Here is a 19,541-nt window from a genome sequence, read left to right on the forward strand (position 1 = left end):
TCACCTCGTGTGCCGTACGGCGCTTTTCGTTGGCCAAGGGAAAAGGAGGCTGGCCATGGCGCCAGCCTCCTTTCGTCGAGCGTGTTGCTCAGGCTTCGGAGTGGCTCGCCTGTGCGGCGATCACCGTGGCTGGTGCCGGTGCCTTGCTCCGTCCGAGCAGTTTCCAGGCGAAGGTGGCAAGGCTGACGATGCCCAGTGCGAACACCACGTCGCCCGGCACGCGCAGCCACACCATCCACTGCATGAAGGCCGAGTGGACCACCTCCGGCGAACGTGCATACCACAGGCCGTACTCGACGCTGGTCCAGGCCTGGTAGATGCCCGAAGGAACCAGCGAGATGAACACCATCATGGCCAGGCCGATGTTGAGCAGCCAGAACATGGACTTCAGCAGCGAGTCCGACCAGTTCGCACGCGGCGCCAGGCCACGCAGGCAGAACAGCATCAGGCCGATGCCGAGCATGCCGTACACGCCGAACAGCGCTGCATGGCCGTGTGCCGGGGTGAGGTTGAGGCCCTGCACGTAGTACAGCGAGATCGGCGGATTGATGGCGAAGCCGAGCAGGCCCGCGCCGACGGTGTTCCAGAAGCCCACGGCGATGAAGCAGAGGATGATCCACTTGTAGTTGGCGACCCAGGGCGCGGCCTTGCTGCGCTGGTAGTTGCGGTAGCCTTCGAAGCCGATCATCGCCAGCGGCACCACTTCCAGCGCGGAGAACATCGCACCCACGGCTATGACCGAGGTCGGCGTGCCGGTGAAGTACAGGTGATGCAGCGTGCCCAGGATGCCGCCGAACAGGAACACGATGGTCTCGAGCACGATGGCGGCGTTGGCGGTCGAGGCGCGGATCAGGCCCAGGCGGGAGAAGATCAGCGCGATGACGGCGGTGGCGAATACTTCGAAGAAGCCTTCCACCCACAGGTGCACCAGCCACCAGCGCCAGTACTCGATCATCGAATAGTGCGTGTGCTGGCCCCAGGTGAGCGAGGTGGCATAGAACAGGCCGATGCAGGTGGCGGCGATGAACACCATGGCGATGAGGCCGCGGCTCTCCGACGGACGCATCAGTGCGGGCCACAACGCGCGCCCCATCAGCAACAGCCAGAACAGCAGGCCGACGAACAGCAGGATCTGCCAGATGCGACCCATGCTGGTGTATTCCAGGCCCTGGTTGCCGATCCAGAAGCCATAGTCGAAGCCCAGCTTCTGCATGGTGCCGAGCCAGCCGCAGACCAGCGAGCCGGCCACGACCACCACCAGCGCAACCAGCAAGGCGTTGACGCCGAGCTTCTGGTACGTCGGTTCCTTGCCCGACAACGCGGGGCCGATGTACAGGCCGGTGGCGAGCCACGCGGTGGCGATCCACAGCACGGCCAACTGCGTGTGTATCGTGCGGCTGGCCACGAAGGGCAGCACCGCGCCGAGCGGTATGCCGAAGAAGCTGTTGCCTTCGACCGAGTAGTGCGCGGTGATCACGCCCATGATCACCTGCAGGGCCATCAGCGCGATCACCACGTAGAAGTACTTCATGGTGGCGCGCATCGATGGCGTCGGCGCGAGATTGAACAGCGGGTCTGATTTGGGAGCGACGGGGTCGCCTTCTTCGTGATGGGCGGCATGGAACCACACCATGCCCGCGATGGCGGCGATCAAACCGATGAAGCTGGCGATCGACCACATGCCGTTGGCGGCGGTCGGCACGTTGTCGACCAGTGGCTCGTGCGGCCAGTTGCTGGTGTACGACAGGTGCGTTTCGCCCGGGCGATCCGTGGCGGCGGCCCAGGACGACCAGAAGAAGAAGGCAGGCAGCGCGGTGAGATCCTGCTTGTCCGGCAGCGAGCCAGGCATCATCGCGTATTGTTCGCGCAGCTTGTCCAGCGCGGGGTCGGTGCCGAACAGCGACGTGTAGTGCCCGGCCACCTGCTGGATCACCTGGGCGCGATCGGCGTCGATGGTGAGCGTGCCGGTGGCGGCGTCATAGGTGTTGCCGCGCAGGGTGGACTTCATCAGCGCGTCCGCCGAGCCCTTGGCGGCAGCGTCGAGCTCCTCATACGGCCGACCGTAGTGCGACTGCGCCATAAGCTCGCGATAGCCGAGCGCTTCGCGATGCAACCAGTCGGCCGACCAGTCGGGCGCGACATAGCTGCCATGTCCCCAGACGGTGCCCAGTTGCTGGCCGCCCGCCTGCAGCCAGGCTTCCTGGCCACGCTGGATCTGTTCGCCGGTGAAGATCACCCGCCCGTCGGTGGTGACCACCTGCTTGGGAATGGGGGGCGCCGACAGGTAGATCTCGCGCCCCAGCCACCCCAGGACGGCGAAGGACGCGAAAAACATGATGGCGAGCCAGCGCCATAGTTTCCGTGTTGATTGCATCAGTGTGCTCCCGATAAGCGGGGCGCATGGCTCCGCATGAAAAGGCATACGCATGTGACCATGGCGCGAAACATACATCCGAAATGCATGTTTCACCTTGAGCTGCGTCAATGCGTCTTGGGAGCCGAATGGAACCCGAGAATCCTGGGTGGAGTCAGGCGATCTGCAGCAGGTTCGCGAGCGGCCTGGGCTTCACGATCAGGTCGGCGAGGGTGTAGCGGTCGAGCGTCGCGAACATGGCTTCCATGGCCTCGGCCAGGATGCCCTTGAGCCGGCACGAGGGCGTGATGCGGCAGTTGCGATTGCCTGCCTCGAAGCATTCCACCAGCGGGGTGGAGCACTCGCTGGCGCGCACGAGTTCGCCGATGCTGATGTCGGCAGCCGCATGGGCGAGCCGCATGCCGCCGCCCTTGCCGCGAACCGTTTCGATATAGCCCTGGCGCGCCAGCCAGTGCACGACCTTCATCAGGTGGTTGTCCGATATGCCATACGCCGCCGCGATATCGGCGCGCGTCGCCAGCTCATCGGTGTTCAGGCCGAGGTACATCAGGGTACGCAGGCAGTAATCCGTGAAGGTATTCAGGCGCATGGCATGCACTAAAAATATGTATATCCAATGCATCATAGTGCACGCCATGCCGGGCGACCATCGGCGCGGCCTGCCGCGACTATCCGTCTCGAAGGAGACCGGCGCCAGGTAAATGCCCGCGTCCTGGCGAAGGGTCGAGCAGGAACTCGACGGTCACGCCAGGGCCGAGCGAGACGAACAGCTGCATGGCGCCTGATGGTGGCACGCGCGCGACGCCATAGCGCAGCCCATGACGTTCCAGTCGCATGGTGAGCCCGGCCCACGCCTGGGCGTCCGGCACGCGGTAGGCGAGATGGTCGATGCGTGGCGCGCGCCTTTCGGCTGATGCCGGCTCCGTGGCGTCGACGAGATGCACGGCCCGCCGGTCATCGTCGTAGAGCCAGTGGCCGGCCACGCCAAACGGCGGACGCTCGCCTTCGTGCAGGCCCACCACCTCGGTGAAGAAGCGGCGGGCCCGCTCGAGGTCGTGCGTGACGATGGTGACGTGGTCGAGCTTCACGGCAGCGCTGTCATCAGGCAATGGCGCCGCCGCCATCGACCCGCACGGTCGAGCCGGTGGCATAGGGCGTGCTCGCCAGGTACACCACCGCATTGGCGACGTCTTCCGGCTGGCCCACCCGGCGCGCCGGCAGCCGTGCCGATGCGTTTTCGTACATCGCCTCGCGCGCACCCGCTTCCAGCTTCGACCAGAGCGGCGTCGCGATGAGGCCGGGCGACACGGTGTTCACGCGTACCGGCGAGAGCTCGATCGCAAGTCCCCGGGCCAGGGCTTCAAGCGCCGCGTTGATGGCCCCCTGCAGCACCGAGTTCCTGCTTGGGCGAACGCTCAGGAAGCCGCTGATGAACGTCAGTGATCCACCCTCGTTGATTTGCACCGCGCGCGCCACCCGATACGCGCCCCAGAACTTGCTGTCCATCGCGGCATAGGCGTCGTCCAGCGCCAGGCCGCGTACCGGGCCCGTCGGTGTCTGGGCGGCGGAGATGACGACGTGGTCGAACGTGTCCGCGCTTGCGAAGAACGCCGCCACGTCGTCATCGCGGGTGGTGTCCAGCACGGCCGTGCGTACACCGTGCCCGATCGCGGCGGCGGCCGCATCGAGTCTTTTCCGGTCGCGCGCGGCGATGGTCACGTGGGCGCCAAGCGCGGCAAAGGCCTCGGCCGCGGCGGCGCCGATGCCGGAGCTGCCGCCAACGATCAGCACGGATTGGGAAGCAAGCGATGTCATGTTGGATCCTCGGTAGAAGCGACTGCGCGCACTGGCGCGGTCAGATGGTTTCGGATTCGCGCAGCGTCAACGGGCTCTGCAGGGCGAACCGCGCGATCTCGTCCTTGCGCATGAACGCCACGCCCGGCCTGGCCTTGGCATGGCGGATGAACGCATCCCACGCGCCGACCATCTGCGGCGAGCCGCTGATCCGGTCATGCGCGCTGATCGACATGAGGCGGCGGCGCGCGCCGGCTTCGCGATACAGCTCATCGAAGTCGCGCTTGATCTGCCCGAGGAACTTGTCCGGCGAGTAGTGCCGGCCTTCGACCAGCAGGATGTCGTTGTTGCGCAGCGTGTACGGGACCACCGCGAAATCCTTGCCGTTGACCTGCTCGATGAAGGGCTCGTCACGGCTCAGGTCGTCGATGTGGTAGAGGAACCCCAGTTCCTGCAAAAGCGACAACGTGTGCGGTCCACGCCGCAGCCAGTTCGCGTTGTAACCGACGGGACGCTGGCCGGTGACCTCTTCCACCATGCGCACGCCTTCGGCGATGAACTGCTTCTCCTCCTCGCGCGCCATCGCGTATTGCGAACGCCACTGCGGGCCATGTGCCGCCGCTTCGTGGCCGCGCGCGACGATCTCGCGGGCGAGTTCCGGGTGGCGTTTGGCCGCCTCGCCGATCATGTGGGAAGTGACCTTTACGCCGTGCCTGTCCCACAGGTCGAGCATGCGCGGGATGCCTTCGCGATAGCCGTAGGCAAACCATGTGTTGGTCGCCGGATCGGAGGGCACGCTTTGCGGAAACTCCACCTGCGGAAACGGACTGTCGGTGCCCTTGGGCGGCTGGCCACCGGCCTCGAACTGCATGGAGATCGAAATGACCAGCCGCGTATCGCCTGGCCAGAACCTGCCTTCACCGGACGAGGATGCGTTGGGCATGGTGGTGGGAGCCTGCGTTTTCGCGTGCGCGGCCAGCGCCATCGCGGCCATGCCGCCCGCGGCTGCGCCGGCCCTGGCGAGGAACTTGCGGCGGCTGGCTTGCAGGCCATCGGTTGAAAGCGTGTCGGCGGTATGCATGTCGGTCTCCTTCACTTCGTCACGAGGCCTGCCTGCTGGAGGAAGGCCAGGTTGTCTTCCAGATGCCAGTCTTCGGCGATGCGGCCATCGGCGATGCGATAGATGTCGGTGGCGATGAAGTCGATCGGCTGGCCTTGTCCCTGCTTGCCACCGAACGTGCCGCTGAAGTGCCCGGTGAAATGCAGATGCGTCACCACGCGGTCACCCGCCACGATCATCTGCGTCACTTCGCTGCGAAGATCCGGCACGGCGGTGCGAAAGGCCTTCGACGCCTTCAGCACGCCATCGATACCCTGCGGCCGCCCTTGCGGCAGCGTGTTGTCGAAGAACGTCGGCGCCAACGCCGCGCGCGCCACGGCTTCGTCGCCGGTGTTCCAGAACGTGTCGTAACGGCGGGCGGCGAGGACTTCCGCCTCCAGCGTCTGCGGCGGCAGGCTGTGGTCGGCAACCAGCACCTTCGGCTGGACCAGGTCGCCAGGGCCGGCCAGGGCCGGCGCGGCGGCGGCCAGCGCCAGCAGCAAGGTCGAGGACCAGCGGAGGCCGCGGCGGATCGCGGAGGGTGCGGTGACGTTCATGGGCGCTTCCTTTGACGGGGTCGTGACATGGCGGCATGGCCGGGTTGAGCGCATGGTCACTTGCCCATCCGGGCGGAAATACCCTTTAATCGCCCGATCATCCTTTCTTTTTTTTCCATAATGACGCCATGATCGACAATCTCCCGGGCCTGCGGACCTTCGCGCGAGTGGTGGCGACTGGCAGCTTGTCGGCCGCCGCGCGCGACATGGACCTGTCGTTGACGGTGGTCAGCAAGCGCCTGGCGCAGCTGGAGAAGGAACTGGGCGTGCGGTTGCTCCAGCGCACCACGCGGCGGCAGGCGCTGACGGAGGAAGGCGAGGCCTTTCACGCCGAAGTGCTGCGGATCATGGCGGCGGTCGAGCAGGCCGAAAGCGTCGTATCCGGTCGCGCGCAGGCGATCAGCGGCACGGTACGCATCACCGCTCCCGGCGAGCTCGGCCGCCAGTGGATTGCACCCGCGCTCGCCGCCTTCCAGCGCCTGCATCCGCAAGTGAGCGTGCAACTGATGGTGACCGACGCCGTGGTGGACCTGCTCGACGCCGGCGTGGATGTCGCCATCCGCTACGGCAGCCTGGAGGATTCATCGCTGATCGCACGCCCGCTGGCCCCCAACTTTCGCGTGCTCTGCGCGTCGGCGGCCTACCTCAAGCAATTCGGCATGCCGCGACACCCCGCGGAACTGGTGCATCACCAATGCATTCTCATCGGCGAGCAACGTCGCGCCATATGGCGCTTCGACGGCGAGGAAAGACTTTCCGTGCAGGTCATGGCGGCCTTCACCACCAACGATGGCGGCGCGGCGCACACGCTGGCGCTGGAGGGCGCGGGCATCGCGCGCAAATCGATCTGGGACGTGGGCGATGATCTCGCGCAGGGGCGCCTGGTGCGGGTGCTGCCTGATTTCGCGATCTCCGCCGCGCCCCTCAATGCGCTCTATCCCAGCCAGCGCCATCTCGCGCCGCGCGTTCGTGCGCTGGTGGATTTCCTGAGCGAGCGCCTGGGCAAGGCATGGCGCTGGGGAACGTCGGCATCCGGCTGAACATGCCGCCGGTGTCGATCACTCGCGCCGGCTTTCACGCGGCACAAAGAAGAGGCGCCATGCGCCCCACTGTTGCCGTATACAACGTGGGGGGACTTGCCGAAAGTCCCCTTCCTTGGCCCCGCATCGCCGGCCTGTCGACAATGACAGGTAGCGGAGTGACACCATGGCTGATGCGCCCATCTACTATCACGGCACCAAGGTCGACCTGCAGTCAGGTGACCTGATCGCACCGGGGTACGCCTCCAATGACGGCAAGCGGGAACGGGCAGCCTTTGTCTACCTCAGTGCCACGCTGGATGCGGCCACCTGGGGCGCGGAACTCGCGGTCGGCGAAGGGCGCGGCCGGATCTACATCGTGGAGCCCACCGGCCCCATCGAGGACGACCCCAATCTCACCGACAAGAAGTTTCCCGGCAACCCGACCCTGTTCTATCGATCGCGCCATCCGTTCCGGGTAGTCGGTGAAGTGTCGCCGTGGACCGGCCATTCGCCCGAGCGGCTGAAGGACATGCTCGACCGCGTTGAAGAGCTCAGGCGCCAGGGTGTCGAGGCCATCAACGACTGAGCCAGGTTTGGACGTCCCTTCCGCATTCCACCAGCGAGGCACGCTCCTGCACGCGCCTGCTTCGCCTAGTTGGTTCGCTCTACAAACGCCGCCAGATTGGCAAGGCTCGATTGCATGCCGATCTCGTGATCACCCTGGCTGATACCGACAGGCACGTGCCCGGCGATCGTTGTCACGCGCGTGCCTGTGGATGTGGCTTGCAGCTCCCACGTCATGGTCATGCGGCCTGCGAAGGCCGCATCGGTCGAGTCGAACTCCACCACCATCGCGATGCGCCGGTCAGGCACGAATTCGGTAAACCAGCCATGGACCACGTCGCTGTGCTCCGTGGACTTGCCCTGGGCGGCGTCGAACGTGAGCGTCAACCGGAAGCGACCGCCCGCATGAGGCTCGAACGCATCGAAAACGCCTTTGGCGCCGGCAGGCGGGAGCCAGCTCGACATGGCTTCCCGCGTGAGGAAGGCGCGATAGACCGCCGCGGGAGTTGCGTGGATGTCACGGAAAGCCTTGTGCGTGCGCTCGCTGGTGGCCATCGTCGCTCTCGTTCCAGCCCGGCTTCCGCCGGCAGAAGCGTGATGTTACGCCTGTTGGCCCCGTGCCTTGTCCAGCGCGGGCTACTCCGGCATGGCGGCGTCGATCACTTCGCCCAGCGCGCTGGCGAAGTGCTCGAAGGCCTGGATGGTGGACTGGTCGATCGACCGCGGCTCGGGATCCACCGCGCACAAGGTGCCGAAGAAGCGCCCGTTCGCGCGATAGATCGGCACCGAGATGTAGCTCTCGAAGCCATACAGCGCAGGCGTCGGATGCCTGGAGTACAAGGGGTGCGTGCTGGCGTGATCGAACGTCACGGTATGGCCGTGTTCGCGGATCTCATTGCAGATGGTGGTTTCCAGGACGAGGTCCTGGCCGACGCGCAAGCCGAAGTTGATCGTGTCGTAGACGGCGCAGGCGATCCAGCGCGTTTCGGATACGCGCGCAACGGTGGCGAAGCGCATGCCCGTCTCGCGCGAGACGGCTTCGAGAATCGATGCCACCATCGGCAGCTTCGCCACCAGCTCCACGTCGCGCACGGCGGCCGCATTTTCCGCATGGCCGGACGTCGACACGTCCTTCCGGCTGATCCTTTCCAGAACGCGCCGCTGCAGGCTGATGCGTGATACGCGATGCACGAAGTCGCGCAGATGCCCGGTAAGGCTGCGGAGTTGCCGCGCGGGCCCGGTGACCACCAGGCCGCGCGCGTCGATGCGCACGTCGGCCAGTTCGTGTTGCGACTTGAAATCGCAGACCTCCGACGCGAAGGCCTCGATCCAGTAGTGGTCGGGCCGGCCACTGAAGAAGGCAACCATGACAGGTTTCCCGCCCTCATGGCCGGCCACGGAAGGCGAAGGCATGTCGAAGCCCACCACCGCGGGTGGCCAGACATACTCGGACGTCGGCTTGGACGTGGCCATGGCACGCTCCCCCTTGCAACCTGACGACGCCAGTATGCGGGAAGACGAAGGCGTGCCGCGCGCGCCGGCCGATAGGAATTTTTGTAGTGGCGAACGGAATCATCGCACCGACGGTCATGGCAACGAACGGAAGCACGGCTCACCGCCGCGTGGCAGGCACGACCAGATGCAGTCCTTCGCCGAGCGCATAGGCGCCGACATCCCCAGCGGATGCCACCTTGCCTTCATCGACGCGCACGCCGGCATCGCCGGTCGCGACGCGCAGGTCGGCGTTGAGGCGCGCCACCAGTTCGGCCCGGGTGCGAGCGGCACGATAGGCGCCGAGGCGTTCCTCGATGCCGAACACACGATCGACCATGGCCAGCCTGTCCTGGTTCGCATAGTGATCATGCAGGCAGGCCCGCACCTGGCGTGCGATGGCATCCGGCGCCGCGTGTTCCTGCCCGGCGCCGGATGCCAGCGGGCCAGCGCCCAGCACGGCGATCGCCATGACCAGGGGCTGGCCCAGCCTCATGCGCTGGCCTTGGCGCTGGCCTCGCGCAACTTCTGCGCACACTCCTCGCAACATACTTCGACCACGCGATGGCCGATGGTCACCTTGATGGCGTTTTCATCCAGCGGGTAATCGCACGCGGCACAGGTCTTCTCGCTCATGTCACTCTCCTGAAATCGCCCTACGGCGGGCACGCTCAGGAGACCATTCCGGGCCGCTGAATGCTGTCGGATTCTTTAGCCGTTCACACCTTGGCCGACCGCCGGAACTCGGTCGGCGAGCGGCCGTAGGCCTGGCGGAACGCGTTGGCGAAATGACTGTGGCTGGAGAAGCCGAGCTCCACCGCCAGCGCCGAGAGGTCGTCGTACTCGCCGATGAGATCGAGCGAGCGCGCCAGCCGCAGCTGCAATTGGTAGCGATACAACGGCACACCTTCGACCTGTCGGAATACCTGGGTGAGATAGACCGGCGAACTGCCGATGTCCTTGCCGATCTCGGCCAGCGTCCAGCGTCGCGAGAGATCGCTGGCGAGCAGCACCTTCACGCGATCGGCCAGCCGGCGCCGCGCGTGGGTCGAGGCCGGCTCGCGCGAGGTGCGCGGACCGAGGCTGCGGCACACCAGCGTGAGCAGCAGCGCCTCCGCTTCCAGCGCCTCGATGCTGCCGTTCTCCAGGCCATGGCGCAGCAGCGCCACCAGCGCCTGTGCACGCGCGTCGATGCGCAACGATTGCGCGCGGAATGCGACATCGCCACCCGGCTGCAGGAGCCCTTTCGGCGCCAGCTCGGCCAACAGTGTTTCGCCCAGGTCGAGCGACAGGCAGGCATCGCCGCCATCCAGCGGATGGCTGACCTGATAACCCTCACGCGCGTTGAAGAACAGCACGTGATTGGCATCGGCCACGGCCTGGTCGCTGCCAAGATGCCTCAGATAGACGCCGCGATAGGGAAACACCAGCTGCGTCGACGACGCGCATTCCTCCGCGCTGCGATGACGGCAGCTGCCCGAGCAATGCACGCTGCGCAAGGTCAGCGATTCCGTCGACAACAACCCATGGGAAGTCAGGCTGGACATGGCATGCGCGGGTGGTTCGCCTGGGACAGCCAGAAGCTTAGCAAGCCCTGGCCCCGTCGGCCCATGCCGGATCGCGATGGCTAAAGATTCTGACAGCGCGCGGATGCCCCTGGATGGTCTGCTTGCCTGGCCACGAACCGTCGGCGCAAACCTTGCAGGCCACTATCATGAACCGGGAACAGCGCCTGCGGGCAGAACGCTTCCACCAACTGCATGCCGGGCCGCGACCGCTCATGCTGCCCAATGCCTGGGATGCCGCCAGTGCGCGCGTCATCGAGAACGCGGGGGCGCAGGCCATCGCAACCACCAGTGCCGGCATGGCGTGGGCACTGGGCCGACCCGACGGCGAGCGCATGGCCGTGCGGGATCTGCTTGCCACGTGCGAGCGGATCTGCCGGAGCGTGACGATGCCTGTCAGCGTCGACATCGAGCGTGGCTACGGCCGCGATGCGAAAGACACCGGCGAGCTCGTCGGCGCGCTCCTGCAGCTGGGCGCGGTGGGCATCAACATCGAGGATGGCACGCTTCCGGGCACGCGAACGCTGTCGCCTCCCTGCGGATTGATGGAGCGCATCGCCTGCGCACGTGGCGTCGCGCAGCATCACGACGTGCCGTTGTTCGTCAATGCACGCATCGATACGTATGTTGTCGACATGCCGGCGGATGAGCGGCCTGGTGAAACGCGACGGCGCGCCTTCGCCTATGTGGATGCCGGTGCCGACGGCATCTTCGTGCCGGGCTTGAGCGATCCACTCGAGATCGCCCGGCTGGCCCGCGAGCTGCCGGTGCCGCTGAACATCTACGTCGGCTACCCGGGCGCGCCGACGGCGGCACGACTTGGCGAACTTGGCGTACGACGCATCAGCCTCGGCTGCGGGCCCATGCAGTCGGTGCTGGCGCACCTGGCACGCATCGCCACCGAAGCGCTCGCGGAAGGCCGCTATGACGCCATGGGCGAAGCCATGCTGAGCGTGTCCGAAGCGAATGGACTGTTCGAGCCTGTCGACGCGGTCGAAGCTTCACCAGCCAGGATCGTGGGCGGCGCGCGATGACATCGCGATCATCGGCACGTCCGGCAGCCTAAGCCATGGGAGGACGCCACCACGACGTCCCCAGCACGCTCACATCCGTCGTGGCATGGAAGCGTGCGCACTCACGCCGGCATCCCAGGCCGCACGCTCTTCCTTCGACAGCACCAGGTCGACGGCGCGACCGCTGGCCGCCGATTCGATGGCCGCCTCGAGCACGGCCATCACCGTCACCGCCTGCAACGGCGTGACCGGATTGCCGCCATAACCGGTTATCGCATCGCGCAAGGCCGCGTAGTAACGGCGCTGGTCGCCGGCAGGCACCGGCAACCGCCTAGCCTCACCTTGGGCGTCATAGAGCAGCAGTTCGTCCGGATCGTCGCCCCATGACTCGCTGCCCGGCTGCATTCCCGCCAACAGCTGGGCCTCCTGGCGATCGGCATGCATCTTCACCAGGCTTGCGCGCGTGCCATGCAACGTGAAGCGGGGGCTGCCGCCCGCCACCAGCATGCTGGCGTGCAGGATGACGCGACGCGCGCCGTACTCGAGTACGACGTGCGCCCAATCCGCCACCTCGCCGCCATCGCGCAGCACGGCAAGGCTTGCCATCACGCGTTCGGGCACGCCAAACAGCAGGAGCGCCTGGTCGACCAGATGCGGGCCAAGGTCGTACCAGATGCCGCTGCCCGGACCCTGCTGCTCGCGCCATCGTGCGCGAACCTCGGGACGATAGCGATCGATATGCGATTCGAAATGCCTTACCTCGCCGAGCAAGCCGTCGGCCATGGCCTGGCACACGCCGAGGAAATCGCTGTCCCAGCGGCGATTCTGGAACACCGAGAGCACGCGATCCTGCTCCGCGGCCAACGCGGCAAGCTCGCGAGCCTGCGAGACGTCGATGGCGAAAGGCTTGTCCACCACCACATGCTTGCCCGCCTGCAAGGCCGCGCGAGCCAACGGCGCGTGCGTGTCGTTGGGCGAAGCAATCACCACCAGATCGATGCCCGGATGGGTCATGACGTCATGCGGCGTAGCCACCACTTCGACACCGGACATGTCCGCAGCCACCTTGCCCGCGTCGCGCGATACGACCACGGCGAGTTCGAGCCCGGGCACGCTGCGGATCAAAGGGGCGTGGAAGGTCTTGCCGGCGTAGCCATAGCCGATCAATGCCACGCGTACGGGAGATGGCGTTTCGTTCATGGTCTGCGGGGGTGTCGGGGATGACTCATGGTAAGCCATCATGGCGGGCGTTTCCCTCCCGTCATTTCGCATGGCGCTAACGCATCGGCGCGCAACATGCGGCGTCAGTTCAGCCTTGGGGCGCCGCCATGCGAAGCCGCACGTTCGTGTTTGCCACGCTTGTGATGGGGATGATGGTGATGGCGAGTGGTGCTGCTTCGCAGGACGCGGCATCGACCGCATCGCAGCCCAAGCGCACCATACTCGACAAGCACGACCAGAGCGGCGTGCCGGGCAAGGAGATCGTGATCGGCACGGCCGAGTTGCCCGCGGGCGCGGTGATCGGCTGGCATGTCCACGATGGCGACGAATCAGGTTACGTGCTGCGCGGCAACCTGGTACTCAAGACGCGCGGCAAGCCGGACCAGGAACTCAAGGCAGGCGATCATTTCTTCAACGCGCGTGGCGCCGTGCACAGCCTGGCCGCCGCCCCGGGCAGCGAAGGCGGGGCGGCACTGTCGACGTGGATCGTGGACAAGGGCAAGCCGCTCGCCGAACCCGTGAAGTGAAGGCTACGCCTCCCTGCAGGAGCGCACCCGGTGCACGATGGCGGCCTGGCCACGATCGCAAGGTTTTGCCCGATGCTGCGTACCGGTGCCCACCAGTCGCGCACCTGCACGTGGAAATCCGGCGTCTCTAAGACGACGCTAAGCCATTGGTCTGCGCGCATCACCGGCCTGCAACAGAACTGTCAAATGACCAACCCACGCTAGTGCGCTGATTCCAGCCACTACACAGGCCACCATGTCCACGTCATCCAGCCGGCGCGTGAGCGCGCCGCTCCCTGCCCTGCGTCCGATTTCCCGTGGTATCCGCCAGTGGCGTGCGCCGCTGGGCCTGGCGATGCTCGCCGGCCTGTGCCTGAGCATGCCGGCGTTCGCCGATGATGCCGCCGCCGACACGGCTGCGGCGAGTGCCGCCGCACTGAAGGCGCCCAGGCAGCTCGAAGAAGTGGAGGTGAAGGCCAACGCCACCGGCTCCGCGATCCTCCAGGCCCCCACGCAGGCCGACCTGGCCATCACGCAGCCGCAGTCCATCATCGGGCTGGACTGGATCAGCAATCACGTCTCGCCCACCGCCGACTACGCGACCATCGCCGCCATCGCGCCGGGCGTGACCAACGTGAGCCCTGCCGGCCCTGGCCTGGGCGAATCCAAGCAGATGACGCTGCGCGGCTTCAACGACAACCAGTACAACGTGACCTACGACGGCATTCCGTTCGGCGACACCAACGATTTCAGCCACCACACCAGCAGCTACTTCCCGGCGAAGATGCTGGGCCAGGTGCTGATCGACCGCGGCCCCGGCAGCGCCAGCACCATCGGCCAGGCCACCTTCGGCGGCACGGTGGCGCTGAGCTCGAAGGATCCGACCGACACGTTCTCGTTCATCCCCACGCAGAGCTTCGGCAGCTACAGCACCTCGCTCACGCACCTGGAAGTGAACTCGGGCAAGCTCGACGACCTCGGCGGCGGCAAGTTCATCGCCAGCGCGCAGTACATGGACACCGACACCGCCAAGACCAACGGCGACATGTCGCGCAAGACCGGCTACATCAAGTACGTGCAGCCGATCGGCGAAAGCACCGAGATCAGCTTCCTCAGCAACTACAACTACATCCGCTTCAACAACCCGAACCTCAGCTCGCTGACGCTGCAGCAGATCGACCAGCTCGGCCGCAACTTCGGCCTCAACGAGGACCGCGCCAGCGTCAACTGCGCCTGCTATAACTACCAGACCAAGCAGACCGACCTGGAATACCTCGGCGTGCGCAGCGCTTTGTCGGAGAACTGGTCGCTGGACAACAAGGTCTATACCTACGCCTACGACAACACCAGCCACGAGAGTCCTTACGTAGGCACCAAGGCATCGCCCACCAACATGGGCGGCTACGTGAAGATCAACAACTATCGCGCGTGGGGCGACACGCTGCAGGTGGTGTACGCGGACGACCATGGCCAGTTCCGCACCGGCGGCTGGTACGAATACACCAACAACAGCCGCAGCAGCGTGGCCATCGACTATGGCCGCGACGGCGCCATCGACGTGAAGCCGGGCGCTTCCACCTTCGGCACGTTCAACAGCAAGGGCGTGTACAGCGGCCCGTACAAGTACACCATGAAGGACCAGCTGCACACCGGCCAGCTGTATGCCGAGTACCAGTGGTACGCCGCCGACGGCCTCAGCATCACGCCCGGCGTGAAGTACTTCAATGTGACGCGCGACATCCAGGCGCCGATCAACCAGACCACCAAGACCCCGCTCTACTACAGCCAGAACTGGGACAAGACGCTGGGCTACCTCACCGCCAACTACCTGCTGCGCGAGGACTGGAGCATCTACGGCACGGTGGCGCAGGGCTTCCTCACGCCCAACCTCAACCAGTTCTACGTGCCTGACCCGACCGCCAACAACACCAGCCCCACGCAGACCATGAACTACCAGTTCGGCACGGTCTACAAGACCGACCGCTTCAACGCGGACGCCGACGTGTACTTCATCAACTACAAGAACTACCAGTTCTCCACCACCGTGCCGGGCACCACCGAGGCGGTCTACTACCTGGCACGCGGCGCGTACATCAAGGGCATCGAAGGACAGGCCACGTATTACGTCGGTGGCGGCGCCAGCGTGTTCGCCAACGGCTCGCTGCAGGATGCCTATTTCAAGGGCTCCAACCTCGACATGCCCAACGTGCCCGAGCGCACCGCGGCCATCGGCGTGCTGTACGAGCAGGGCGGCTTCTTCGCCTCGCTGTACGACAAGTACTCGGGCAGCCAGAAGGCCTACAACTCCAGCTTCAACCCCGACGTGGCCTCGTCGGTGACCTCCACCATCGGCACCAGCGGCTACTGGCAGGCGGCCATGAGCCTGGGCTACGGCCAGAACCTCACCGGCTCGGTGATCAAGAGCTACAAGATCCGCCTGCAGGTGGACAACCTGTTCGATGCGCACAACCTGGTGATCAACTCGGTGAGCGGCAACGTGGGTTCCTACTACGTGCTGCCGGGCCGCAGCTGGTTCGCCTCCGTGTCGCTGGCGCTCTGAACGAAGGGAAGGGACGATGATGAAGCACGCCTTCGTTGCACTGCTGCTCGCCGCGCCGGTGTTTGCGCATGCCGGCAACAGCTACCTCAGCGATGCCCAGGTGAACCAGGCCATGGCCGCCCTGCCCGCGCCCAGCGCGCCGGGCAGCGCGGAGGACCTTGCCGACTATGCCGCCACCGACCACGCCTTCGCCGCGCGCTCGGCGGCGGATTTCACCCGCGCGCAGCAGGAAGAAAAGTTCGACGTATTCGACTTCGCCGAGGTTCTCGGCCCCGGCTTCCGCGCAGACAAGCTGCCCCGCGTGGCGGCCCTGTTCAAGGAAGCCGAGCACGACACCAAGCAAGCGGTGGACCTTTCCAAGAACCACTGGAAGCGTCCCCGGCCCTGCCCGCCCGCCTCGTCCTGCGCGCAGCATCCGGAGGAAGCGGCAAAGAAAAGTTACGGCTACCCCAGCGGCCACTCCAGCCGGGCCACGGTGGATGCGATCCTGCTGGCGCAGTTGTTTCCGCAGGACGCCGACGCGCTCATGCAGGAGTCGCGCGACATCGGCTGGCGCCGCGTGGTGAAGGGCGTGCACACCTTGCAGGACATCTATGCGGGGCGTGAATTCGGCCAGGCCCTGGCCGCCGGCATGCTCGCCTCGCCGGCACTGCAGCATGATCTTGCGGAAGCGCGCGCGGAGCTCAAGGCAGCCGGCCTCGCCGGTCGCTGACGATCACGATCAGGAGGAACCTGCTCACGGATGAGCACCCTGGGCCCGGATGGGCCCGTACCCCAGACCGTAATAAAACGGCAAGACAATCGACTGACCCGCCCGCGCCCTCCGCGCGGGCTTCCGTTGTCGAGGGGAGCCACGTGCACATCATCCTGGTGGAAGACGACCTGCAGCTGGGCGCTGCGATCCAGCGCGCCCTCGAGCGTCTCTCGTACAAGGTGACCTGGCTTACCGACGGCACCGACGCCGTGGCGGCGATGAAGGAGGAGATCGCCGACCTGGTGCTGCTCGACCTTGGCCTGCCGGGCAAGGACGGCCTGGACATACTGCTGGACGCGCGCGAAAACCATATTCGCACGCCCGTGCTGATCCTCACCGCCCGCGACGCCGTGCAGGCACGCATCCACGGCCTCGATGCCGGCGCGGACGATTACCTCACCAAGCCTTTCCACCTCGATGAGCTCGCCGCGCGCATCCGCTCGCTCACGCGGCGCATGCAGGGCCTGGCGGCCAACCGCATCGAAGCGGGCGCGCTGTGCCTGGATCTCGCCACCCTGGAAGTCACTTTCCATGGCAAGAAGGTCGACCTTACCCGCAAGGAACTCACCCTGCTGCAGGCCTTGATGGAGCGCGCCGGGCGGCTGGTTCGCCGGGATACGCTGGAAAACTCCCTCTACGGCGGCGAGAAAGTGGTGACCGATGGCGCGCTCGACGTGCTGGTGCACCAGCTGCGGCGCAAGCTCAGCTTCGATGCCATCCAGAATGTCCGCGCCTACGGCTACATGATTCCACGGGACCCGCCGTGAACCATGACAGCCTGCGCGCGCGGCTGCGATGGATGATCATCGCGCTGCTGCTGCTGTTCCTGCTTCCCTTGGCCGCTTTCAGCTTTCGCCGCACCAGCGCCGAAATGGCCCAGCTCTCTGACGCGCGCCTGGCAGAGGCGGCCCACACCATTGCCGCGATCATCCAGCAAGCGGGCGTCGACACCTTCGCCGGGCACGAAGGCATCCTCGTGCCCGTGCGCAAGCGCAGCGAGGTGCGGGCGTCCGGTGACGTGGCGACCAACGAATCGGTGGTGGGTTTCCAGGTATTCGACAGGCAAGGGCGACTGGTGCTCGGCACGGCGAACCTGATGACGCTGCCCGCCACGCCGGATGACCGCTCGGCCTACCATGACCTGAAGAAGCAGCACCACGTCTGGCGTGCCTTCAGCTACGTCGACCCTGCCAGCCAATACGTGATACGCGTGGCCGATCGCTACGACAGTCGCGAGGAAATCGTGCACGCCTTGTGGCTGGAGCACGGCTTGCCGTTCCTGCTGGGATTGCCCGTGCTCGCGCTGCTGGTTGGGTGGGCGGTGGCGCGCGGCCTGCGCCCGTTCGCCACGTTGACCACCGCCTTGTCGCTGCGCGAACCCGGCAGCCGCGAGCGCATCGTGCTGCCTCACGCACCGCGTGAATTGCGACCCGTGCTGGCGGCGCTCAACGAGCAACTCGGGCGCCAGGAGGATGCTCTGGAGCGCGAGCGACGTTTCAGCGCCGACGTAGCGCACGAACTGCGCACGCCGCTCGCGTCGATCATGCTCAATCTCGAAAGCGCGATGGAGACCGTCGATCTCGACGAAATCCAGGACAGCGTCGCGGGCGCGCACGGCAGCGCCGCCGCGCTCGCCCATCGCATCGAGCAGTTGCTGGCACTGGCCAAGCTGGAGGTCGGCGCCGCGTCGAGCGGGCCCGTTCCGGTCGATCTGCTGCGCGTCGCCGATCGGGTCGTGGATGAATTCGCGCCGATGATCCGTGACCGCGGCGTGGAGCTGGCGTGCGGCGAACGCAGCGACGCCGTGCTGGTTCATGGCTATGAGCCCGCGCTCGTCGCCCTGTTGCGCAACCTGCTCGAGAACTCGCTGCGCTACGTGCCGCGCGGCGGGCGCATCCAGCTCGCCATCACCCAGGGCCGCCAGGAAGCGACGCTGGAAGTGATCGACAACGGCCCGGGCATTCCCGTCGAGCGGCGACACGCGGTGTTCGCAAGGTTCCACCGCGAGGCCGGGAGCCGCGGCGAAGGCTACGGGCTGGGCTTGTCCATCGTGGCGCGCGCAGCCAGCCTGCATCGCGCCTCGATCGAGTTGCTGGATCCGCCGCGCGGACAGGGCCTGCGCGTGCGGGTATCGATTCCGCTGATGTGCCCGTGAGGGTACGCAGGCCCATCCAGTCAGCTTTCGTTTGGCCTTCTGAATGAACAAGCTCAACGCGAGCTGAAAGGCCGTCACACGATGGCGATGACACGCCTCGAACGCAGGCTAGGCGAAAGATTGATGTGCAACGGTGAGCTCCCCGTCCAAGTGACGGGGCCCATGCAACTTCATCCAAGAGGCTCGCCATGCATTCCCTCAAGTACGCAGCTCTCCTGACCCTGATGGTCGCCGCCCCCGTGTTTGCCGCGCCGCAGGCGCACGGCGGACACACACCGACGGATCACGGCAACATGAGTACCGACAAGGATGTTCATGGCGACACCGTGTCCGCATTGACCAAGACCGCCAAGGCCGACGACGAAAAGGTGGGGCCCGCGGTGAGCGACGTCGCGCAGGACAAGGCCAAGGGCAAAGGCCTGACCAAGACCAAGACGCACGGCCACGGGCACTGAACCCTCGAGTGGTGAAGGCGCCAGCGGCGCCTTCACCGCCCGGCGTCAACTGCCGGGGTGGTAGCTGCGCTCGGTATGCTGCCTGAGGTCTTCGGGCCAGAAATACACCTGGCGCAGGTTGCCGGTGGTGTAGCGCTCGGCTTCATCGTTGAAGTGCGGCGACGAAGGATGCCCGCTCTCGCCACCTGCGGTGATCGCGCGCGCGCGCACCTTGTCGCCGAATTCCACCACCGCGACGAAGCTGTTGCCGCTGGTGCCGTAGTAACGCCGCGTGCCGGGCCAGCGATGCGCGCCGAACGAAGCCAGCGAACCCCAGCGCGATGAGGTGAACGGCACCGGGATGCTCGGCTTGCCGTCATCGAAAGGCTGTTCGATATCGCCGTTGACGCGCTGGTAGCGATTGACCTCGCC

The 19,541-nt window shown here is 66.0% G+C and carries 22 protein-coding genes; 9 read left to right on the forward strand and 13 right to left on the reverse strand.

What is annotated here, in order from left to right; translation table 11 throughout:
• Nucleotides 1-88 precede the first annotated feature (88 nt).
• From JMF82_RS09615 to JMF82_RS09640, 6 genes are all read right to left on the reverse strand, one after another.
• Nucleotides 89-2,374, reverse strand: a complete 2,286-nt coding sequence (locus JMF82_RS09615; RefSeq protein ID WP_201314313.1) for a nitric-oxide reductase large subunit — start codon at nucleotides 2,372-2,374, stop codon at nucleotides 89-91.
• Nucleotides 2,375-2,528: 154 nt separating this feature from the next.
• Complete coding sequence (locus tag JMF82_RS09620; protein ID WP_201314314.1) at nucleotides 2,529-2,963, reverse strand: Rrf2 family transcriptional regulator; 435 nt, start codon at nucleotides 2,961-2,963, stop codon at nucleotides 2,529-2,531.
• 79 nt (nucleotides 2,964-3,042) lie between these two features.
• Complete coding sequence (locus JMF82_RS09625) at nucleotides 3,043-3,483, reverse strand: VOC family protein (RefSeq protein ID WP_201314315.1); 441 nt, start codon at nucleotides 3,481-3,483, stop codon at nucleotides 3,043-3,045.
• Entirely contained in the window at nucleotides 3,476-4,189 is a 714-nt protein-coding gene (locus tag JMF82_RS09630) for an SDR family oxidoreductase (protein ID WP_201314316.1), read from the reverse strand. Before JMF82_RS09630 ends, JMF82_RS09625 begins: the two co-directional genes overlap by 8 nt.
• 40 nt (nucleotides 4,190-4,229) lie before the next feature.
• Complete coding sequence (locus JMF82_RS09635) at nucleotides 4,230-5,249, reverse strand: polysaccharide deacetylase family protein (protein ID WP_236585388.1); 1,020 nt, start codon at nucleotides 5,247-5,249, stop codon at nucleotides 4,230-4,232.
• Between the two features lie 11 nt (nucleotides 5,250-5,260).
• Nucleotides 5,261-5,824 (reverse strand): ester cyclase, encoded by a 564-nt coding sequence (locus tag JMF82_RS09640; protein ID WP_201314317.1) that lies wholly within the window; start codon nucleotides 5,822-5,824, stop codon nucleotides 5,261-5,263.
• 128 nt (nucleotides 5,825-5,952) lie between these two features.
• Between JMF82_RS09640 and JMF82_RS09645 the strand changes: the two genes are divergently transcribed.
• Entirely contained in the window at nucleotides 5,953-6,864 is a 912-nt protein-coding gene (locus JMF82_RS09645) for a LysR family transcriptional regulator (protein WP_201314318.1), read from the forward strand.
• Nucleotides 6,865-7,030: 166 nt separating this feature from the next.
• The gene (arr, locus tag JMF82_RS09650) at nucleotides 7,031-7,432 is read left to right on the forward strand and encodes an NAD(+)--rifampin ADP-ribosyltransferase (RefSeq protein WP_201314319.1); all 402 of its coding nucleotides are present in this window, start codon (nucleotides 7,031-7,033) and stop codon (nucleotides 7,430-7,432) included.
• Between the two features lie 65 nt (nucleotides 7,433-7,497).
• On the opposite strand, the gene JMF82_RS09655 is transcribed toward arr, so the two are convergent.
• The 5 genes from JMF82_RS09655 to JMF82_RS09675 form a co-directional block, all read right to left on the reverse strand.
• Complete coding sequence (locus JMF82_RS09655; protein ID WP_201314320.1) at nucleotides 7,498-7,965, reverse strand: SRPBCC domain-containing protein; 468 nt, start codon at nucleotides 7,963-7,965, stop codon at nucleotides 7,498-7,500.
• An 81-nt stretch (nucleotides 7,966-8,046) separates the two neighbouring features.
• Nucleotides 8,047-8,883 (reverse strand): GAF domain-containing protein, encoded by an 837-nt coding sequence (locus JMF82_RS09660; RefSeq protein WP_201314321.1) that lies wholly within the window; start codon nucleotides 8,881-8,883, stop codon nucleotides 8,047-8,049.
• Nucleotides 8,884-9,022: 139 nt separating this feature from the next.
• Entirely contained in the window at nucleotides 9,023-9,373 is a 351-nt protein-coding gene (locus JMF82_RS09665; protein ID WP_201314322.1) for a hypothetical protein, read from the reverse strand.
• Between the two features lie 20 nt (nucleotides 9,374-9,393).
• Nucleotides 9,394-9,537 carry a hypothetical protein gene (locus JMF82_RS09670; RefSeq protein WP_201314323.1) on the reverse strand — a complete coding sequence of 48 codons (144 nt, stop codon included), beginning with the start codon at nucleotides 9,535-9,537 and terminating at the stop codon, nucleotides 9,394-9,396.
• A gap of 83 nt (nucleotides 9,538-9,620) precedes the next feature.
• Nucleotides 9,621-10,448 carry an AraC family transcriptional regulator gene (locus JMF82_RS09675; protein WP_201314324.1) on the reverse strand — a complete coding sequence of 276 codons (828 nt, stop codon included), beginning with the start codon at nucleotides 10,446-10,448 and terminating at the stop codon, nucleotides 9,621-9,623.
• A gap of 167 nt (nucleotides 10,449-10,615) precedes the next feature.
• On the opposite strand from JMF82_RS09675, the gene JMF82_RS09680 reads away from it, so the two are divergent.
• Nucleotides 10,616-11,500 (forward strand): isocitrate lyase/phosphoenolpyruvate mutase family protein, encoded by an 885-nt coding sequence (locus tag JMF82_RS09680; protein ID WP_201314325.1) that lies wholly within the window; start codon nucleotides 10,616-10,618, stop codon nucleotides 11,498-11,500.
• A gap of 69 nt (nucleotides 11,501-11,569) precedes the next feature.
• Here JMF82_RS09680 and JMF82_RS09685 read toward each other — a convergent pair whose 3' ends face one another.
• Nucleotides 11,570-12,679 (reverse strand): oxidoreductase, encoded by a 1,110-nt coding sequence (locus JMF82_RS09685; protein WP_201314336.1) that lies wholly within the window; start codon nucleotides 12,677-12,679, stop codon nucleotides 11,570-11,572.
• A 128-nt stretch (nucleotides 12,680-12,807) separates the two neighbouring features.
• On the opposite strand from JMF82_RS09685, the gene JMF82_RS09690 reads away from it, so the two are divergent.
• From JMF82_RS09690 to JMF82_RS09715, 6 genes are all read left to right on the forward strand, one after another.
• Nucleotides 12,808-13,227 (forward strand): cupin domain-containing protein, encoded by a 420-nt coding sequence (locus JMF82_RS09690; RefSeq protein ID WP_201314326.1) that lies wholly within the window; start codon nucleotides 12,808-12,810, stop codon nucleotides 13,225-13,227.
• Between the two features lie 235 nt (nucleotides 13,228-13,462).
• Nucleotides 13,463-15,766: a TonB-dependent receptor gene (locus JMF82_RS09695; protein ID WP_201314327.1), complete on the forward strand. Its 2,304-nt coding sequence runs from the start codon at nucleotides 13,463-13,465 to the stop codon at nucleotides 15,764-15,766.
• Between the two features lie 16 nt (nucleotides 15,767-15,782).
• Nucleotides 15,783-16,478: a phosphatase PAP2 family protein gene (locus JMF82_RS09700; protein ID WP_201314328.1), complete on the forward strand. Its 696-nt coding sequence runs from the start codon at nucleotides 15,783-15,785 to the stop codon at nucleotides 16,476-16,478.
• Between the two features lie 143 nt (nucleotides 16,479-16,621).
• Nucleotides 16,622-17,287, forward strand: coding sequence for a response regulator transcription factor (locus JMF82_RS09705; RefSeq protein WP_201314329.1), 666 nt, complete (start codon nucleotides 16,622-16,624; stop codon nucleotides 17,285-17,287).
• On the forward strand, nucleotides 17,284-18,675 hold the full coding sequence (locus tag JMF82_RS09710; protein ID WP_201314330.1) for an ATP-binding protein: 1,392 nt from the start codon (nucleotides 17,284-17,286) through the stop codon (nucleotides 18,673-18,675). Before JMF82_RS09705 ends, JMF82_RS09710 begins: the two co-directional genes overlap by 4 nt.
• 188 nt (nucleotides 18,676-18,863) lie before the next feature.
• Nucleotides 18,864-19,130, forward strand: a complete 267-nt coding sequence (locus tag JMF82_RS09715; protein WP_201314331.1) for a hypothetical protein — start codon at nucleotides 18,864-18,866, stop codon at nucleotides 19,128-19,130.
• Between the two features lie 45 nt (nucleotides 19,131-19,175).
• On the opposite strand, the gene JMF82_RS09720 is transcribed toward JMF82_RS09715, so the two are convergent.
• On the reverse strand, nucleotides 19,176-19,541 hold a 366-nt coding region (locus JMF82_RS09720; protein WP_201314332.1), incomplete at its 5' end, for a penicillin acylase family protein.

Origin of the sequence: Dyella sp. EPa41 (assembly GCF_016586165.1) — a bacterium.
GTDB lineage: Bacteria > Pseudomonadota > Gammaproteobacteria > Xanthomonadales > Rhodanobacteraceae > Dyella.

Excerpts from the sequence above, each read along its gene's own strand:
- JMF82_RS09615 (WP_201314313.1), bottom strand. The coding sequence starts at position 2,374 with ATGCAATCAACACGGAAACTATGGCGCTGGCTCGCCATCATGTTTTTC.
- JMF82_RS09620 (WP_201314314.1), bottom strand. The coding sequence starts at position 2,963 with ATGCGCCTGAATACCTTCACGGATTACTGCCTGCGTACCCTGATGTAC.
- JMF82_RS09630 (WP_201314316.1), bottom strand. The coding sequence starts at position 4,189 with ATGACATCGCTTGCTTCCCAATCCGTGCTGATCGTTGGCGGCAGCTCC.
- JMF82_RS09635 (WP_236585388.1), bottom strand. The coding sequence starts at position 5,249 with ATGCATACCGCCGACACGCTTTCAACCGATGGCCTGCAAGCCAGCCGC.
- JMF82_RS09640 (WP_201314317.1), bottom strand. The coding sequence starts at position 5,824 with ATGAACGTCACCGCACCCTCCGCGATCCGCCGCGGCCTCCGCTGGTCC.
- JMF82_RS09645 (WP_201314318.1), top strand. The coding sequence starts at position 5,953 with ATGATCGACAATCTCCCGGGCCTGCGGACCTTCGCGCGAGTGGTGGCG.
- arr (WP_201314319.1), top strand. The coding sequence starts at position 7,031 with ATGGCTGATGCGCCCATCTACTATCACGGCACCAAGGTCGACCTGCAG.
- JMF82_RS09655 (WP_201314320.1), bottom strand. The coding sequence starts at position 7,965 with ATGGCCACCAGCGAGCGCACGCACAAGGCTTTCCGTGACATCCACGCA.
- JMF82_RS09660 (WP_201314321.1), bottom strand. The coding sequence starts at position 8,883 with ATGGCCACGTCCAAGCCGACGTCCGAGTATGTCTGGCCACCCGCGGTG.
- JMF82_RS09665 (WP_201314322.1), bottom strand. The coding sequence starts at position 9,373 with ATGGCGATCGCCGTGCTGGGCGCTGGCCCGCTGGCATCCGGCGCCGGG.
- JMF82_RS09670 (WP_201314323.1), bottom strand. The coding sequence starts at position 9,537 with ATGAGCGAGAAGACCTGTGCCGCGTGCGATTACCCGCTGGATGAAAAC.
- JMF82_RS09675 (WP_201314324.1), bottom strand. The coding sequence starts at position 10,448 with ATGTCCAGCCTGACTTCCCATGGGTTGTTGTCGACGGAATCGCTGACC.
- JMF82_RS09680 (WP_201314325.1), top strand. The coding sequence starts at position 10,616 with ATGAACCGGGAACAGCGCCTGCGGGCAGAACGCTTCCACCAACTGCAT.
- JMF82_RS09685 (WP_201314336.1), bottom strand. The coding sequence starts at position 12,679 with ATGAACGAAACGCCATCTCCCGTACGCGTGGCATTGATCGGCTATGGC.
- JMF82_RS09690 (WP_201314326.1), top strand. The coding sequence starts at position 12,808 with ATGCGAAGCCGCACGTTCGTGTTTGCCACGCTTGTGATGGGGATGATG.
- JMF82_RS09695 (WP_201314327.1), top strand. The coding sequence starts at position 13,463 with ATGTCCACGTCATCCAGCCGGCGCGTGAGCGCGCCGCTCCCTGCCCTG.
- JMF82_RS09700 (WP_201314328.1), top strand. The coding sequence starts at position 15,783 with ATGATGAAGCACGCCTTCGTTGCACTGCTGCTCGCCGCGCCGGTGTTT.
- JMF82_RS09715 (WP_201314331.1), top strand. The coding sequence starts at position 18,864 with ATGCATTCCCTCAAGTACGCAGCTCTCCTGACCCTGATGGTCGCCGCC.